9 protein-coding genes are annotated in these 16840 nt (G+C 50.8%); 4 read left to right on the top strand and 5 right to left on the bottom strand.

What is annotated here, in order from left to right; all coding sequences use genetic code 11:
- Positions 1–23 precede the first annotated feature (23 nt).
- From ACTJJJ_RS11610 to ACTJJJ_RS11590, 5 genes are all read right to left on the bottom strand, one after another.
- Positions 24–1025, bottom strand: a complete 1002-nt coding sequence (locus tag ACTJJJ_RS11610; RefSeq protein ID WP_426292733.1) for a 4-hydroxyproline epimerase — start codon at positions 1023–1025, stop codon at positions 24–26.
- Positions 1026–1044: 19 nt separating this feature from the next.
- Entirely contained in the window at positions 1045–2514 is a 1470-nt protein-coding gene (locus ACTJJJ_RS11605; RefSeq protein ID WP_440701883.1) for an aldehyde dehydrogenase (NADP(+)), read from the bottom strand.
- A 250-nt stretch (positions 2515–2764) separates the two neighbouring features.
- Positions 2765–3703 carry a dihydrodipicolinate synthase family protein gene (locus ACTJJJ_RS11600; RefSeq protein ID WP_188935029.1) on the bottom strand — a complete coding sequence of 313 codons (939 nt, stop codon included), beginning with the start codon at positions 3701–3703 and terminating at the stop codon, positions 2765–2767.
- A 110-nt stretch (positions 3704–3813) separates the two neighbouring features.
- Positions 3814–5754 carry a DUF3857 domain-containing protein gene (locus ACTJJJ_RS11595; protein ID WP_440701882.1) on the bottom strand — a complete coding sequence of 647 codons (1941 nt, stop codon included), beginning with the start codon at positions 5752–5754 and terminating at the stop codon, positions 3814–3816.
- 15 nt (positions 5755–5769) lie between these two features.
- Positions 5770–7809 carry a hypothetical protein gene (locus ACTJJJ_RS11590; protein ID WP_440701881.1) on the bottom strand — a complete coding sequence of 680 codons (2040 nt, stop codon included), beginning with the start codon at positions 7807–7809 and terminating at the stop codon, positions 5770–5772.
- Between the two features lie 216 nt (positions 7810–8025).
- On the opposite strand from ACTJJJ_RS11590, the gene ACTJJJ_RS11585 reads away from it, so the two are divergent.
- The 4 genes from ACTJJJ_RS11585 to ACTJJJ_RS11570 all read left to right on the top strand — a co-directional run bounded on the left by ACTJJJ_RS11585 (position 8026) and on the right by ACTJJJ_RS11570 (position 16819).
- On the top strand, positions 8026–9117 hold the full coding sequence (locus ACTJJJ_RS11585) for a Gfo/Idh/MocA family protein (RefSeq protein ID WP_440701880.1): 1092 nt from the start codon (positions 8026–8028) through the stop codon (positions 9115–9117).
- A 698-nt stretch (positions 9118–9815) separates the two neighbouring features.
- Positions 9816–13046, top strand: a complete 3231-nt coding sequence (locus ACTJJJ_RS11580) for a SusC/RagA family TonB-linked outer membrane protein (protein WP_188935033.1) — start codon at positions 9816–9818, stop codon at positions 13044–13046.
- A 26-nt stretch (positions 13047–13072) separates the two neighbouring features.
- Positions 13073–14656 (top strand): RagB/SusD family nutrient uptake outer membrane protein, encoded by a 1584-nt coding sequence (locus tag ACTJJJ_RS11575; protein WP_188935035.1) that lies wholly within the window; start codon positions 13073–13075, stop codon positions 14654–14656.
- A 129-nt stretch (positions 14657–14785) separates the two neighbouring features.
- Positions 14786–16819 carry a T9SS type A sorting domain-containing protein gene (locus tag ACTJJJ_RS11570; RefSeq protein ID WP_440701879.1) on the top strand — a complete coding sequence of 678 codons (2034 nt, stop codon included), beginning with the start codon at positions 14786–14788 and terminating at the stop codon, positions 16817–16819.
- The last annotated feature ends 21 nt before the right edge of the window (positions 16820–16840 follow it).

Below are 16840 nucleotides of genomic sequence, written 5' to 3'. Positions count from 1 at the left end.
TTGAATTGAAATCTTTAAAAACCCTATATCACCTGGAAACCAAATGCATAAGGGTCTTCTTCGTCGTCGATGAAGATGGTATTGTGGCCGGTGATGACAGCCCAGCCTTCGATGCCGGGGATCATAGCGGGCTTACCTCCTATTGTTGTCTCTTCTTCCACCGTCCCGATGAATTTGGAACCGATAATGCTTTCGTGTACGAAGCGATCGCCTTTTTTAAGCTTTCCCTTCGCATGCCACTGCGCCATACGCGCAGACGTGCCCGTACCGCAGGGCGAACGGTCGATGGCCTTGTCGCCGTAGAACACCGCATTGCGCGCTGTGGAGGTTGGGTCTAATGGCTCGCCGGTCCAGAGGAAATGGCTCAGGCCGTTGATATGCTCGTTTTCGGGGTGAACGAATTTATACTGCTCATTCATCCGCTTCCGGCACACGCGGCTCCAACTGATCAGCTGGTCGGCGGTGTAGTTTTCAATGCCTTTGAAATTCTCCTGCGGATCGACGATCGCGTAGAAGTTGCCACCGTACGAAACATCCACCGTCAATGTGCCCAGATCAGGGCATTCAACCGTCAATTTTTCGGCCGCGAGGAATGATTTAATATTAATCAGCTTAACAGACTTCACCTTCCGGCCTTCCTGCACGTATTCCACCAGCACCAGTCCGGCGGGCGTTTCGAGGCGCAGTTTACCCGGAACTTTCGGCGTTACCAAGCCTTCTTCAATGGCAATGGTAACCGTACCAATCGTCCCATGGCCGCACATGGGCAGGCAGCCGCTGGTTTCTATATATAATACCCCAATATCATTCGCAGGGTCGATGGGCGGATAGAGAATGCTGCCACTCATCATGTCATGCCCGCGGGGCTCGAACATCAAGCCCTTACGGATCCAGTCGAATTCCCTCAAAAAATGGAGCCTGCGCTCCATCATGCTGTTGCCCTCGAGGAGCGGCCCGCCACCTGCGACTACGCGTACGGGATTCCCGCAGGTGTGGGCGTCGATACAGAAAAAAGTTTTACGCATAAAGGCTCCCGGGCTATTGTTACAGCGCCGATTTGGTTATTTCATTATCCACCGTCCGCCAGATTCCCAGCGGGTTGGCATTTTTCAATTCGTCCGGTAAAAATTCGTCGGGCCAGTTCTGGAAGCTTAATGGGCGGGTAAACCGCTTGATCGCATCCGGACCTACGGAGGTAAACTGGCTGTTGCTCGACGACGGGAATGGCCCGCCGTGGTGCATGGATTTGCACACCTCAACGCCCGTAGGGAAGTTGTTGAAGATAATACGCCCGCATTTATTCTGAATAGAAGCTACCAGCTCGCGATGCGAGGCAAGGTCTTCACTGGTTGCCAGCAATGTAGCAGTCAGCTGACCGTGCAGTTTTTCCGTTACCGCCAACACTTCCTCTGCATTGCGACATTTCACGATCAGTGCGAATGGCCCGAAAACTTCGGTTTGCAACTCGTCGTTGATCAGAAAATCAACGCCCGAAACGGTAGCTACCGTAGCTGCGCCATGACCGTCCGCGGCTTCGTTGGCAGCCACAGCCACCAACTCCACACCCGACTGGCCAATCACCTTCTCACGGTTACCGCGGTATGCGACCGCAATACCCGCATTCAGCATCGGCGCCGGAAGGATATTCACGATCTCCTGGTTCAATGCTTCGATGAAGCCATCCAATGCAGGGTTATCTTCCGTGATCAGTAAACCGGGGTTGGTACAGAACTGTCCTACACCCAATGTCAGCGACCCGGCATATTGTTTCGCCAACTCGCCGCTGGCCGTGTTCAGCTTGCCTGGCAGCAGGAATACGGGATTAACGCTTCCCATTTCTGCAAATACCGGAATGGGTTCCTTGCGCTTATTAGCGACGTCAACCAATGCCAGTCCGGCACGGTTAGAACCGGTAAAACCAACGGCCTTGATCACCGGATGGGCAACCAATGCCTGTGCTTCCTCGATGGTATCCGTGAAAATATGGGCAAATGTCCCTTCCGGAAAACCACTTTTGGCAACCCCTCGGCTAATGGCATCCGCCATGATCTGCGAGGTTTTCGGATGACCGGGATGTGCTTTCACCACCACAGGACAGCCCGCTGCAATAGCGCTCGCTGTGTCTCCGCCCGCCGTAGAGAATGCAAACGGGAAGTTACTCGCACCAAAAACGGCCACCGGACCGAGTCCTACATTCGTTTTGCGGATATCAGGCTTAGGCGCGGCGCGTTGCGGATTGGCGGTATCGATGCTCGCATCCAGCGAATAACCTTTTTCCACCGCTTCGGCATAGCTCCTCCATTGAAACACAGTCCGAGCTTTTTCGCCGTTAAGGCGCGCCTCGGGCAGGTTGGATTCGGCCATGGCAGTTTGCACAAGCTCGGGACCAAGCGCCTCGATCTCGTCGGCGATGGTGTTCATCAATGCAACCCGGCGTCGTAAAGCGTAGGCGTTCATCGCTACGAATGCCTCCTGGGCTTTTTCAAGAATAAGGTCTAAATCGGACAATTTCATAATTTGATGTTTTGACAAAAGGGTAACAATCCTAGCCTCGAAATCTAACGATATCCAAAAGCTTTTTTGTCAATATTACAGTTATTGGCTGGGTTGAGACCATCCGTAGAACAGGAAACCCCTCCGGTTGCCCAATATTTGCATTACCGGATCTTGCGACAAACATCCCATTTCCACAAGTATTGCGGTGCGCTGCGCCTTGTGATATTCAGGAGGTGCAGCGCACCGCAATATTTATAGAAGGGTGGAATTATGCTACCGAAGTGTCAACCGTCAGATTCAGATAATCCGGCAATTCAGGTTGCGTGGCGATGGCCTGATCGATGATAGCGAGTACCCTCTCACGCTCCGCACCAGCAAGTGGCAGACGTGGTGCGCGTACGTATTCGGAGCCGATACCCATTTTAGCAGCTGCCAGTTTGATATTTTGTACCAGTTTAGGATGAATATCGAGTTCCAGCAATGGCAGGTACCAGCGGTAGATCGCCAACGCCTCCTTATATTGGCCCGCTTTCACCAGGTTGAAGATCGCAACGGTTTCTTTAGGGAATGCATCCACGAGGCCGCCGATCACGCCATCCGTGCCAAGCATTACTTCTTCCATAATCAATGTGTCCACGCCGCAGAACACACGGAAACGGTCGCCGAACTTGTTGAACAGGCGCGTTACGTTACTTACGTCGCGGGTAGATTCCTTAATGGCGTGGATATTCGGAACTTTGGCCAGTTCTTCGAACATATCCAGCGTTACCTCGATCTTGTAGTCGAAAGGATTATTATAGATCATGATCGAAAGCGATACACTTTCGGCGATCGTCTTAAACCAGGTCACTGTCTCGTCGTTGTCCGCTTTGTAACGCATCGGCGGAAGGATCATCAGACCATCAGCACCAACACTTTCGGCTTCTTTCGCAATGCTCACCGCCTCGGCAGTGGATTGCTCCGCAATACCGAGAACTACGGGCAGACCAGCAGGAAGGGCTTGTTTAGCATATTTCACCAGCTCCATTTTTTCGGCCCTGGTGAGTGTACTGGCCTCCCCGAGCGAACCGCCAACGATCACCCCGGTTATACCTGCTTCAACCTGCGCTTCGAGGTTCTTGCCGAACAGCTCAAAATCAACCGTATCATCTGATTTGAATGGCGTCACCAACGCGGGGAAAATGCCGTACCATGCTTCTTTGTTCATATCCTGCTTATGTTAAAAATTTTAGTTCAAAATTAATCCATGCTTCCATGCGGATATTCACATGTTTTAATCAATTCCTTACATATTTTAACATACTCCTGAAAATCCCCTCAAAGCTTGTTTTCGACGAACACTACCTGTGCCCTGTCGGCCTTTCTGATCTTTTTCAGGAAATCGACCCAGGCTGCAAATTCCTTTGATCCGTATCGTCCGCCGTTCATTACCACTTTCCTCGCGCAAATGAGCTTGTTGTTTTCATAGATCGTTTTCAATTCATAGCTACCGAATGCCGAGCTGATCTGGAATGCGGGCAATATCGTTTCCAATTTATAGTTGCCCGGAACTTCATAAGATACGGTATCAAGATCGGTAAAGTTATACTCCGAAACAGGCAGGTAGAAGTCCGTCGTGCGCTCGGTCACAGACGGGAGCTCGAATGGTCGGCTCAGCAGGCTCGGTTTGACAAACAGGCGGGTACCTGTTTTGGTAGCACAGTTGCGGACGTTCAGACTCAGTTTTTCGGTCACCGACGGGTCCTTCTCCTGGCCTGCTATCCATTCGAAACGTTGCAAATCGAGACTCGGTAGGTTGATGTGGTTCAAAAGCCACTTCTTCTGCTCGTCTTTGGTACCTGTTTGCATCACGCTTGCCCGCGTCTCCTGCTGCAAGCCGGTATACAGCGCTTTCACTTCGACCTGGCCGTCACCACTGGCTTCCAGTTTGACTATCGCATGGCTATCACGTATGTTTTGCGATGGTTTGTAATCGGGCGTTTTTACCAGCTTTCCTCCTTCCGGTGTGATTAGCAATGCGTGACGCCCACCCGTAAATGTGCCCATGAAGTTGGGCCTGGCCAGTTGACTGGTGCATTCCAGCCATAATGTATCCTTCCCGACAAGCGCGCAGGCAATAGCATGGTTGAATTGGTTGGAAGGAAAATCAGACTTGATTACTTCCTCATCACCCGCCCTGATTAACGCAGCGTAACAGTTAATCCCAACCGACCGCAATGCTGCGAGAGTGAAATTAGTAAGCGCCTTGCAATCTCCATATCCGGTATTAGCTACGGTAGTCGCATCAATGGTTTGCCAACCGCCGATCCCCAGCTGAATGCTCACATACCGGGATTTCGATTGCATCCACTTATATATCAATTCGGCCTTCTCACGCTCCGAGCGAGCGGATTTGGTCAATGTCTTTATTTCTCCGGCCATCGGAGCAGGTAATACATCCCGTCCCGCATTCAGCGCACCGTAGAACTTGCCGAAATCCTCCCAGCTATTGAAATTGCCTTTATAATCCTGTACCTCAAAGTCGGAAGGAGCTGCCATCACCATTGGGCTACGTTCGATAGAGGGCAATTGGTAAAGGTCGCCCGATTTTTGGGCAGGCTGGTCTTTCTTCGACCATTCGTAAAGGTCCGACCCGTCGGGCGCCTTGGATTTTGCCACAGCAGGCACCCCATTGTATTCCTTATACCTGAATTTGAACCCGGACGGTGCGAGTATCCGGTACACCGACAGTTCCACGGCCGAGCCTTCTTTCTGATCCGGCGTCCAGCTGGGATAGGACATCATGTTACGGTCGCGGACTTCGTACACATATTCGATCGTATAGGGATAGGTATAGCTTTTCTTGCCGAAACTTGCCAGTTTCATGCGGGCATCGGAAATGTTGTCGGCACCGCCACCATAGCCATAATCTTCAATTTCCGAATTCCGTAGCTTTTTGACGGGCTTGCCACTCGCGTCGTAAATGTTGCCGCTAATGTCTGTGATCCTGGTAAACTTGTCGTAGTGCACACGCAGCTCCCCATGCCCTTCCTCCCCTTTTTCATTTAAAACTGTCACCACAAGCCGGCTTTTCAAAACCGCCTCGGCCTGGGACTTAATTTCCCATACCGTCTCGTCCACCCGCACCACCGCGTCGGCATCCTTTAAAAGCACAGGATTGATTTTGGTAATGCTAAAATCCGACTGCCCCAAAACAGCCAGCGGAAATATCAGGCACATACCTATTATATACCTGATCGATAATTTTACTTTTTGCATGAAAACAAGAGGATATTAAATGTTCTTTTTCTTGATCACCAACGGCTGCGCGTGTTTCTGTAGGACGCGTTCGAAGAATTCCTTCAAATCCGGGTACTCTTCGGGCATGAACCGGGTGCGGCTGACGTTGATCATGGTATTGACACTGATCACATTACCTGTCTGGCGAACCTGGTAAGAGAATTTCCCCCCCTTATCGGGCAGCATGATAATCTCCGCCTTAGGCATTTCTTCCAGTGCATAGCCTTCCGGCAGTGTAAAATTACCAATAAAAGAGGCCGAGATACCGGCCCCCAAATCGATCGGGTAAATGCGTTCTTTTGATTTTAATGGGTTCTTCGTCCATCTGCCTGCCATGATAGGATTGAAATAGAACACGCCCGGCGATGCATTTTCATCCTCCATTTCAAAATCGCAGCTTACATTAACAGTCCCTTTGAAATCGTCCGTTTTGTTTTTGATCGCTACATTCCGGATTTTCCATTCGGGTACTCCCTTTTTCAAATCATCCTGAAATACATTGTCACCTTCGGCAGCATATTTGGAACGCCAGTCGAGCGCTTCGTAGCCCCCGTACGAAATACTGTAACTACCTTTGAGTGTGCCGTCTTCGGGAACGATACTGGCATTGATCATTTCCAGTTTGCTTTGCGAGTCACCGGGAATAATTTCGAGGAAGCTACCTTTTCCTTTTTTGGGAATAAGCCTGCCAAATCCATTCAATGCCCTTTCCGGAAGCATACCTGGCTTGGAATATGATTCGGATGCGTCCAGAAAATACGTTTTCTCCCCTATCTTGACATGGGCCACGACATAATTGAAACTTTCGATCATGGGGATCTCCTGGTGCAGGTAGCCGTGCGTACGCGTACTCAGCAAAAATGGGTTACATTCCAGGTCCAGCTCGCGAAGAAGCACCGTTAGCATCAGGTTAATGTCGCACGCATTGCCTTTACGGTTATCATATGCCTTTTTAATACCGTCGCCTGCAAACAGGCCCGAATAGCCATCCCATTTCATTCGCTCCTGGATATGTTCGTAAGCAAGGTTCATGCGTTCCAGCGGATCGGTGGCTTTCCCGGCAATTTCATCGCGGACAGCTTTCAGAAAGCCGCTTCTCCGGAGCTCGCCGCCAAACCACGTAGCCTCATCGAGTGTCCTCTCCACATTTTCCCACGTTTGCGAAAAGTTCTTTTTCATCTCGCCGGGCACGTTGATGCTCGCCAGTTCGAAATTGATTTTAGACACATAATCCGACGCCGTCGTAATGTAAGGCTCATTGACAAACGCAGGAACGTCTTTGATGACAAACCGGTAGGACAACCCGGGACCGTCATAAATCGAATGCCCGACAGGCACATTTACCGGCTCCTGCTTGTGGATATCTAGTGTCAGGTAACCTCCCATTGTCATCTTATAATCCAGGAAAGCCGGTATAATAATATTGTATTCACTCCATTTGCGCGGTATTGATCCCTGAAAAGTCCAAACATCCGGCTCATGTCTCACATTCATCGGCGACACGAGAGAGTACGAGTATTCTATGATCGAACCTTTTTTGGCATTAGGAAGGTTAAACTTGACAGTGTTCTGGGTGTCGGTAGTTTTTTCACGGCGAATTGCCTTTTTTTCCAGCTCCGTGCGGACGATCTGGTCGTTTTCCAGATTGTAGGTATAGCCTTTCAGGTCGTCCACCCATTCCTGCTCCTTATAGCTGGAACCCATGTAATGCGGTATGGCAACCGATGCGCGGTCGAGCGCCGACTCTTTGAGTATCTTGACGCGAACCCAGATGTTGGTTGTCATGAGCAAGCCTTTGAGGTCGTCGTAGGAGAATGTAACCTTACCGTAGTCGTACAAGAAAACGGCATCGGCAGTACTATCGCCGGGGTAGGCAGCCATTTCAAGCGAAGCACGGTCGATCAGGCCCAATTTCGGTTTAAAATCATCTTGTGCAAAAGCCTGAAAAGTGAGGAAAAACAACAGGAACTGGATGGACAAAGCATTCCTGCGGCACAGACCGGACGGTCTGATAGGAGGTAAAAATTGAGTCATGAACAAGTAGATGAGGAGTAACAAAATTCATGCATTATCGGACAGTTATTTCGATTTTCAAAGGGAATTTTATCACCGAACCCGGATTTTTTTTCACTTCGAGCGAAACAGGACGAAAACGGATTTTAATGCCTAATTTTGATCCTCAAACATGGCTGCCCTGTTGCATGCCGCTTGTTCCTGCTAACCCATAATCTTAACATTTATCTCTAATCTATGTCATCTTTTGAAAACGAAAGCCCCATCCGCGTACTGGTAGTCGGTTGCGGGAATATGGGTGCTTCCCATGCCTTTGCATACCAGCTTCTGGACGGTTTCGAGATCTGCGGGATCGTTTCGACAGGAAAAAGCAAAGAGGTACTCAATGAGAAACTCGGCGGCGGTTATGCCCTTTTCAATGACTACGAAACAGCATTGAATGAGACGAAGCCCGATGCGGTCTGCATTTCAACCTACCCGGATACCCACGAAGATTTCGCGGTGAAGGCACTGGAAGCCGGTGCGCACGTGTTTATCGAGAAACCGCTTGCCGACACCGTTGAAGGCGCGAAACGAGTAGTGGAAGCCGCCAAAAAGGCCAATAAGAAAGTTGTAGTAGGTTACATCCTGCGCGTACACCCGTCGTGGGAACGTTTCGTAACCGAAGCGCAAGGCCTGGGCAAACCGCTGGTTATGCGTATGAACCTCAACCAGCAAAGCCACGGCTACATGTGGGGCGTTCACCGGAACCTGATGAAGAGCCTCAGCCCGATCGTCGATTGCGGCGTGCATTATATTGATGTGATGTGCCAGATGACCCGCTCGAAACCGCTCCGCGTAAATGCGATCGGTGCGCGCCTTACCGAGGATATTCCGGCCGGAAATTACAACTATGGTCAACTTCAGATCTGGTTTGAAGACGGTTCGGTAGGCTGGTACGAAGCCGGCTGGGGCCCGATGATCAGCGAAACGGCGTTCTTTGTGAAAGACGTGATCGGGCCGAAGGGTTCAGCGTCGATTGTTGCCAAAGATGCGGGCGGCACCGGAAAATCATCGTCCGTAGAAGCACATACGAAGACCGAGTCAATACGTGTACACCACGCTGATCTGAACGGTTCGGACGAATTTATGAAAGAAGACACCTGGATCAACCTGGAAGACGAGCCGGACCACCAGGAGTTATGTAACCGCGAGCAGCGTTACTTCCTGCGGGCAGTCACCGAAGATCTCGACCTAACCGACCATTTGCAGGATGCCGTGATGAGCCTTCAGATCGCATTCGCCTGCGACGAGTCGGTGAAGACCGGCCGCACCGTGGACCTGGCCTGATCATATGCTGCTTTTTCAAAGCCCTGCTTTCAGATCTGAAAGCAGGGCTTTTTTTTATAGAATTTTAGCTTGAAACCGGCCGTATTATACCCAATAATTATAGGATTTTTGCAAAATACCGCCGTTCAAATTAGACCTGCGGACAACGGTCATTTTGTCCTAAATTACCATATAACTGGCTGATACATTGCAAATAGTGGTAATTTTGTACAGTTCAAATGCAAACGTTTGCATAAATAATTCTGCATTTTTCCTTCCCCTTTATTCGAAATCTATTGTTAAATATTATAATATTGCAACGCGTTTTTCTTAAAGACTTTTATTAACGCCAACTGGCGACACCAATTATTTTTAACCATTTGCCTGGCAGATGATCGGCTGCAGCCCCGAAAGTCCGCCATTCATTCCAGCCTCCGTCGGAGAAAACGTGACGTTATCTTTTGCCTTATTGACATAGTGCAGTCAGGACTTGTGATCATGATTTGATTTCAAAAACCTTGGCAGGGATAGTCGCGGCATTCATGGAATGTGATTTATTGAATACCAACTATAATTATTTAACTACTCACCGAAACATTTTAACTGTAAACCGTAAACTATGACTAAACAAAAAACGCAAAAGCCTAACGAACAGACATCTATGACTAAAATTCGTGTTTTCCAAGACTGCATGAGAAACGTTTAACAAGCCTTACTACATGAAAAATACCGATACCCACCAGTGGTTGCTCCAAATGAGGAGCATCCGTAACTCTCTATTGCTCCTGCCCGCGCTCGCAAGCCCATTGCTGGTGAACGCAGCCCTCGCCAACTCCGGCATTACAACGACGATCCGCGCTGACAAAACGATCAAAGGAAAAATCACCGACAAGGAAACCAACGATGGTCTTCCAGGTGTGAACGTTGTTGTGAAAGGCACCAGCACTGGTACCACCACCGACGGAGACGGAAACTATACCCTTTCTGTACCTGATAATGCCACACTGGTTTTCAGCTTCGTAGGTTACCTCAGCCAGGAAGTAGTTGTCGGCAACCGCACTTCCCTCGACGTTTCATTAGCTACCGACTCTAAGGCACTTAGTGAAGTAGTCGTGATCGGGTACGGTACCGCGAAGAAATCCGACCTTACCGGTTCCGTAGGTTCCGTCAAAGAAGAACAGCTGAGAGAGCGTCCTGCTCCCTCATTGAACCAGGCATTGCAGGGTAAAATCTCGGGTGTGCAGGTGAACGTCAACTCGGGTCGTCCGGGTGGCCGTGCCAACGTACGTATCCGTGGTTTCAGCTCCATCAACTCGTCCAACAACCCGTTGTACGTAGTGGATGGTGTAATGCTCCCACAAGGTAACCAGAACCAGCAAAGCCAGGCGATCGACTTCATTAACCCCAACGACATTGTGTCTGTGGAGGTGTTGAAAGATGCTTCATCGACGGCGATCTATGGTGCGCGTGGTGCCAACGGGGTGATCATGATCACAACCAAAAGAGGTAAATCGGGCGAAAGCACCATAACCTACGGCCTCGACCTGAGCGTACCGACAGCCGGTCCGAAAAGAGCTAAAGTATTGAACGCCCAGCAATATATGGACGTGGAAGACCTCGCTTACAAGAACATGGAGAAGTTCGACAAGGCGGGCTGGGATGCTAAAAAATATGTTACGCACGATCCGCAGGTGCGTCGTGCCGCATTGGCAGCTGCTCACCCCGACGTTTTCACTAAACGTGCGGATGGTACGTTTGCGCCCAACTACGACACCGACTGGTTCGATGAATCGACTCAGCACCGTGTTTCTCAAAACCACCAGCTCGGCTTCAGCGGCGGTAACGAAAGAACAACCTACTCGTTGTCACTCAACTACCGCGACGACCAGGGTCTGATCAAGACGTCTTACCTGAAACGTTATTCAACCCGTTTCAGCATCGACGACCAGGTGAAGAAATGGTTGCGTCTGGGTGGTACTTTGAGCTACAACAACCAGGCCGAAAACCTGGTCGACATCAACGACGCCGTGCCTCGCCAGATGGTGGAAGACTTCCCTTTCCTTCCAGTGAAATGGCCGGACGGAACGTATGCCAACAACCGCGACTATCCCGGTGCAGAAGGTTCTATGAGCTCGGTACACCGTCTGAACGGTCGCAAGTTCAACCTGAACACGCAAACTACCCTGGGTAGCCTCTACGGAAACGTTACACTTGCAAAAGGCCTTGAATTCCGTTCGGTACTGGGTATTAACGTGATCAACCAGGAAGTTAACCAGTCGCAAACGCGTACACTCACGCCGGGTGAACTGGGTACAGCGAGAAAAGAGAACAGAAAAGAGACGTTCTGGTCTTGGGAAAACTTGTTGACCTATAACAAAACATTCGGCATCCACTCGATCAACGCTCTTGCCGGTATCTCGTGGCAGGAAACGAATGTGGCTACAACCGGTGTAGGTGCTCAGAACTTCTCGACCGACTACTACACTTTTGACAACCTCGGTGCGGGATCGGTGGCGCCTTCGTCCAACCCATATGTGTCAGGTGCGTCGCGTTTTGCATTTAACTCGTACTTCGGTCGTTTGAACTATACCTTGCTCGATAAATACCTGGTAACAGTGACAGGCCGTGCGGATGGTTCTTCGAAATTCGGTGATAACCATAAGTTTGCATTCTTCCCGTCGGCCGCCCTTGCCTGGAAAGTGTCTGATGAAGAGTTCCTGAAAGGCAACCCGATCATTTCAAGCTTGAAAGTTCGTACCAGCTACGGTCTGACTGGTAACTCGGAAATTCCTCCATACTCGTCGCTCGGCTTGTTGCGGTCTAACTACGCTACTATTTACGGCGACACGCGTTTCGGTGGAACAGGGATCAACAGGCTTGCCAACAACGATTTGCGCTGGGAAAAAACAGCACAAACCGACGGTGGTCTGGAAATCAGCTTCCTGAAAGGCAGAATCTCACTCGAAGCGGATTACTACTACCGCAAAACTACCGACATGCTCCTCGATGCGCCCGTACCACGTACAAGCGGCTACGCGACCATCCGTCGTAACATCGGCTCAATGGAGAACAAAGGTTTCGAATTTGGTTTGAACACGGTTAACATCGAGAAGCAAAACTTCTCATGGAACACCAGCTTCAATATCTCGTTCAACAGAAACAAAGTATTGTCGCTGGCGACCCCTGCGGACATCTTCGGAGTGGGCGGTCCTTCGATCACCAACCAAACCAGCGTTATCCGCATCGGCGAACCGGCAGGTGCATTCTGGGGACTTACCCGTCTGGGAACTTGGAGCGAAGCTGAGGCCGATCAGGCTGCCAAATTCACCAGCTACCGTGGTAACCTGAAAATGCTGCCGGGTGATATCAAATACAAAGACGTGAACGGCGACAATGCGATCACCGATGCCGACCGCGGCATTATCGGTAACGGATCTCCGAAAGGATGGGGATCACTTTCCAACAGCATCCGTTTCCATGGCTTCGATTTGACCCTCGACCTGCAATTCTCGTACGGAAACGACCTGATGGACATGAACCTGCACGCCAGCGAAGACCGCCAGGCATTGGCTAACAGCTACGCGACCGTGCTGGATGCATGGACTCCTCAAAACCAGAACACGCCGATCGCTCAAATCCGCGATACCAAGGCTGGTTACGTAACCAACGTGGACACCCGCTGGATCTTCGACGGATCGTTCATCCGTGGCCGCAACCTGCTGCTGGGTTACAACATCCCATCGGAAATTGCCAGCAAGTTGAAAATGAGCAAACTGAGACTTTATGTTTCTGCTCAGAACTTCTTTATCATCAGTAAGTATCCGTTCGGCGACCCAGAGCAAACCCCTATCCGCGGTGGCGATGCCGACAACGTATTCTCACAAGGTATGATCTGGCACAGCTATCCTAAACCAACCACGTTCCTGGGAGGTATTCAGGTTGCATTCTAATCAACGGGACCGTTGTTCTATTCAAAATGACATTCAGCATGAAACTTAATAACAAAAAATTCTATCAACTTTTGCTCTGCGGAGCGATCCTGCTGGGACCGACAGCCTGCTCCGATTTCCTCGATGAGCAGGATCCGTCGAACCTTCAACCGGATACCTTCTACACGATCCCTGACCACGCGGAAGCGGCCATTGCAGCTACTTATGCGGATACGCGTTTCTTCGGCGATGGTGCGGGTATCTTCTCGGCCAACTGGCAAATGCTCGAAGCCCCTACCGGTACCGCCACTACCGAAACAGGCCAGAACTCCGACCTGAACAACTTGTACGCCCTCATTTACGACGGTAACACAGGGCACATCAGCAACTGGTGGAACGGCTTGTACCGTGTGATCGCGAATGCGAACCTGGCAATCGAAAAGATCCCGGGTATCCAGTTCCCGGCTGCCAACGAATCTCAGAAAGTGAGACTGCTCGGCGAAGCACGCTTCCTTCGTGCATGGGCTTACTTCTATGCGGTAAGGTTGTGGGGCGATGTGCCTTTGATCACCAAGCCACAGACGGCCGAGTCCGAGGACTTCTTCGCTGCAAGAACACCTCAGGAGGAAGTTTACAAATTGATCGTCGAAGACCTCCAAGCTGCCGAAGCTGCCGGTTTTGCTGATTTCAACACCAATGGACGTGTGTCAAAAATGGCGGTGAAGGCTTACCTGGCGAAAGTATACCTGACAATGGCAGGTTTTCCTTTGTCGAAGGGACAGTCGCATTACAAGCTGGCAGCGGACAAAGCGCTTGAAGTAATCAAATATGCGAAGGCTAATCCTTCTACCCTGGGCCTGTTCGCTACTTATAAGGAGTTGCACGATGAGAAACTGAAAAACCGCATGGAGCACCTGTTCCAGATTCAGTACAACACCGCGGTGGCAGGTTTCCCGCTGAACGATTTCTTCCCGAACTTCAAAGCGGTAACCTACTCGGGACCTTCCGGAACCGGCAGCACGGTGCCTACATTGTCGTTCTACAACTCATACGAGACAGGCGACCTTCGTACCAAAGATCAGGACGGCTGGTTCTACACCAGCTACTATACCAATGGTACCGGCGATAAATTTGAATTGGGCGCTCCTTACGTGTTCAAGTACTTCAACATCGCTGCGTTGGGCGGACCGGGCATTACGCCTACCCGTTTGAACAACCTGAACGTAAACCAGATGCGCTATGCCGACGTACTACTTATGTATGCAGAAGCACAGGCGGAATTGGGTACTGTTGATCAGGAAGCCTACGATGCATTCAAAGCCATCCGTGACCGTGCCAAGCTGAAAACACCGGCAATCGGCACATTCACTCCTGCTTCTTTCAAAGAAGCGGTTTGGCGCGAGCGTTGGTATGAATTCGCTTACGAAGGCATTACCTGGTTCGACATGGTACGTTTGCGTAAGGTGTTCGTTGAGGCGAGCAAAACTTTCGACAACTTCGTGGGCCACAAAAACATGAACGTGAGCGGTGGTGCTGCATTGCAGGAAAAACATCTGTTGTTCCCGTTGGGTATCCAGGAAATGAGAAACAATCCGAACCTGAAACCTCAGAACCCGGGTTACCAGCAATAATTTCTTATCTGCTTTATAAAAGCCGGCGCTCATCTGAGGGCCGGCTTTTTTCGTTCTTACAACTGAGCCCCGCCCCGAAAGTCATTTTCTCTTATATTCACAGCCTAAGTTTACCAAAGCGATTTGTAAATGTCGGAAAGGAGTTGTGTTGCCACCCGGTGCCGTTTATGTTTCAGGATAGTCCTGCTATGCCTGATCACCGGCATTGTGCATGGGCAGCTGGTCGTTACCAACCCGGTATCAAACCAGGTAATGCAGCGCAATGCATCGGGCACGGCCTCCATTTCAGTAACTGCCTATGCGCATTACCCCTATACCCGGGTCAACGCCGCATTGATCCCCATCGAAGGCAATGAGAACGTCGTGCAGGAAAGACAGTTTGATTCAAATCAGTTGGCCCAGGGGTTTTTACATGCAACATTCATCGCCCGCACCGGCTGGTACCGCCTCGAACTAACCGGCACTACCGCCAACGGCATAACTGATTCAGCGGTGGTGGACCGAGTGGGCGTGGGTGAAGTGTTCCTCGTAACCGGCAATTCCAATGCAATGGGCCTGCCCGGCCTCGGTGCAAAAGACGCCTCTTCCAATATAGTATCCTTCAATGCGCTCAACAAAACCCTCAACAACGAAAACATTACCATAGCCCCCGACGGCCCTATGCCGGCTCCACGCTTCGAACCACTGAAAAGCGGTAGCAACGTTTTCCCGAATGGCGAAACTTCGTGGTATTGGGGTGAGCTGGGGGATTTGTTATTCCAAAGATGGAGAACACCGGTATTGTTTTTCAATGCCGCCTGGGCAGCCGCTAATGCGGAAAACTACCGAGATGCAGCTTCCGGAAAGGATGCTTATAATTTGTATGTAGGAAAATTCTGGCCCAACCGGCAGCCTTACAGCAATATCGTCAACACGATGCGCTACCTGACTTCACTCACCGGCGTAAGGGCGGTACTGTGGGCGCACGGTGAGAATGATGCGCAGCTGGGCTTCACCGAAGCACAATATTTCGATGGTATCCGGACGCTCATCCAGAATAGCCGCAGGGATTCGGGGTACAATATTGCCTGGTACATTGCACGCAACTCCGCCAGTAATCAGCAAAAAGATCCTTACTTGCCCATTCTGAATGCGCAAAACCGCTTGATAGCCCAGCGCGGTTTCAATGCGTTCCAGGGTCCCTACCTGGACACCATCCAGATACCACGCCCCACTTCCGCACATTTTGAAAATGTACCCGGCGGCGTTCAGGGACTTACGCTGGCGGCCACAGCCTGGAACAGGAGCCTGGCCGACACTGCCGTGGCGAAGACCATTCCTTTGCAGCCCTCATACGCATTACACGCAGGCGTGACGCCCGCACGCGTGTATCCGGGCGCGACGTTCGACCTTCCCTTCATGATCACCGGCAATGCACCCGCTGCATTGCAAATCATAGCCGAGCTGCTGGATGCCCAAGGGCAATTCGTTGCCAATGTGGGCACAGGCACCGGCAGTCCATTTAAAATACAAATGCCTTCGGACATCGGTGACGGGAAGTACTACATCCGGCTCACAGGCCTCAATCCAATCCTACCCGGCGGCGTCTCCCAGCCAATTTACGTGGAACGCTCGTCGAGGACGATTGAATACGTCAATACCATCGGCGTGCGAAATGCGGGCAGCGCTATTCATGTATCCTGGGCCGTGGCACCGGCACCCGGCCTCACGTCCATGACCGTCCAGAAAACGACCGATGGCCTGCAATACACCAATCTTGAAAGCTTCCCTGCGCCAGCGCCCGACGCATCGGGAGTATTTACCTTCACAGACAACAATCCAGGCAGCGGGACTATTTTTTACAGAATAAAAATGGTGTATGGTAATGGCACGATTGCCTATTCGACTATCGTAACACTATTTCGCGATGGTGCCCCCGCTCCGTGGACCGTTTTCCCTAACCCCGTTACGCAGCAGCAATTTTACATAGTTCCCACCGTCGACATGGGAGTTACCTGCCGCCTTTTCGACGCCGCCGGCCGTGAACATCCTATTCAAACATCGGCACGTGAAGCGGTAGGGCTGCTATCTGTTCGTCCGCGTTACGCATTACCCGCCGGAAAATATATCCTTCAAATGACATTCGCTGGCCAAACGAGCGCACAAAGCGTTGTTTTCTATTAATACAACATATATCTTACTAAT

This window comes from Dyadobacter sp. 22481, assembly GCF_052044875.1.
Classification (GTDB): domain Bacteria; phylum Bacteroidota; class Bacteroidia; order Cytophagales; family Spirosomataceae; genus Dyadobacter; species Dyadobacter endophyticus.
The sequence above is the reverse complement of the archived record's forward strand: the minus strand, read 5'-3'. Positions and strand labels throughout refer to the sequence as shown.

What these genes read in the sequence shown, in the direction of transcription:
- ACTJJJ_RS11600 (WP_188935029.1), bottom strand. Translation starts at nt 3,703, where the DNA reads ATGAACAAAGAAGCATGGTACGGCATTTTCCCCGCGTTGGTGACGCCA.
- ACTJJJ_RS11605 (WP_440701883.1), bottom strand. Translation starts at nt 2,514, where the DNA reads ATGAAATTGTCCGATTTAGACCTTATTCTTGAAAAAGCCCAGGAGGCA.
- ACTJJJ_RS11575 (WP_188935035.1), top strand. Translation starts at nt 13,073, where the DNA reads ATGACATTCAGCATGAAACTTAATAACAAAAAATTCTATCAACTTTTG.
- ACTJJJ_RS11585 (WP_440701880.1), top strand. Translation starts at nt 8,026, where the DNA reads ATGTCATCTTTTGAAAACGAAAGCCCCATCCGCGTACTGGTAGTCGGT.
- ACTJJJ_RS11590 (WP_440701881.1), bottom strand. Translation starts at nt 7,809, where the DNA reads ATGACTCAATTTTTACCTCCTATCAGACCGTCCGGTCTGTGCCGCAGG.
- ACTJJJ_RS11595 (WP_440701882.1), bottom strand. Translation starts at nt 5,754, where the DNA reads ATGCAAAAAGTAAAATTATCGATCAGGTATATAATAGGTATGTGCCTG.
- ACTJJJ_RS11580 (WP_188935033.1), top strand. Translation starts at nt 9,816, where the DNA reads ATGAAAAATACCGATACCCACCAGTGGTTGCTCCAAATGAGGAGCATC.
- ACTJJJ_RS11610 (WP_426292733.1), bottom strand. Translation starts at nt 1,025, where the DNA reads ATGCGTAAAACTTTTTTCTGTATCGACGCCCACACCTGCGGGAATCCC.
- ACTJJJ_RS11570 (WP_440701879.1), top strand. Translation starts at nt 14,786, where the DNA reads ATGTCGGAAAGGAGTTGTGTTGCCACCCGGTGCCGTTTATGTTTCAGG.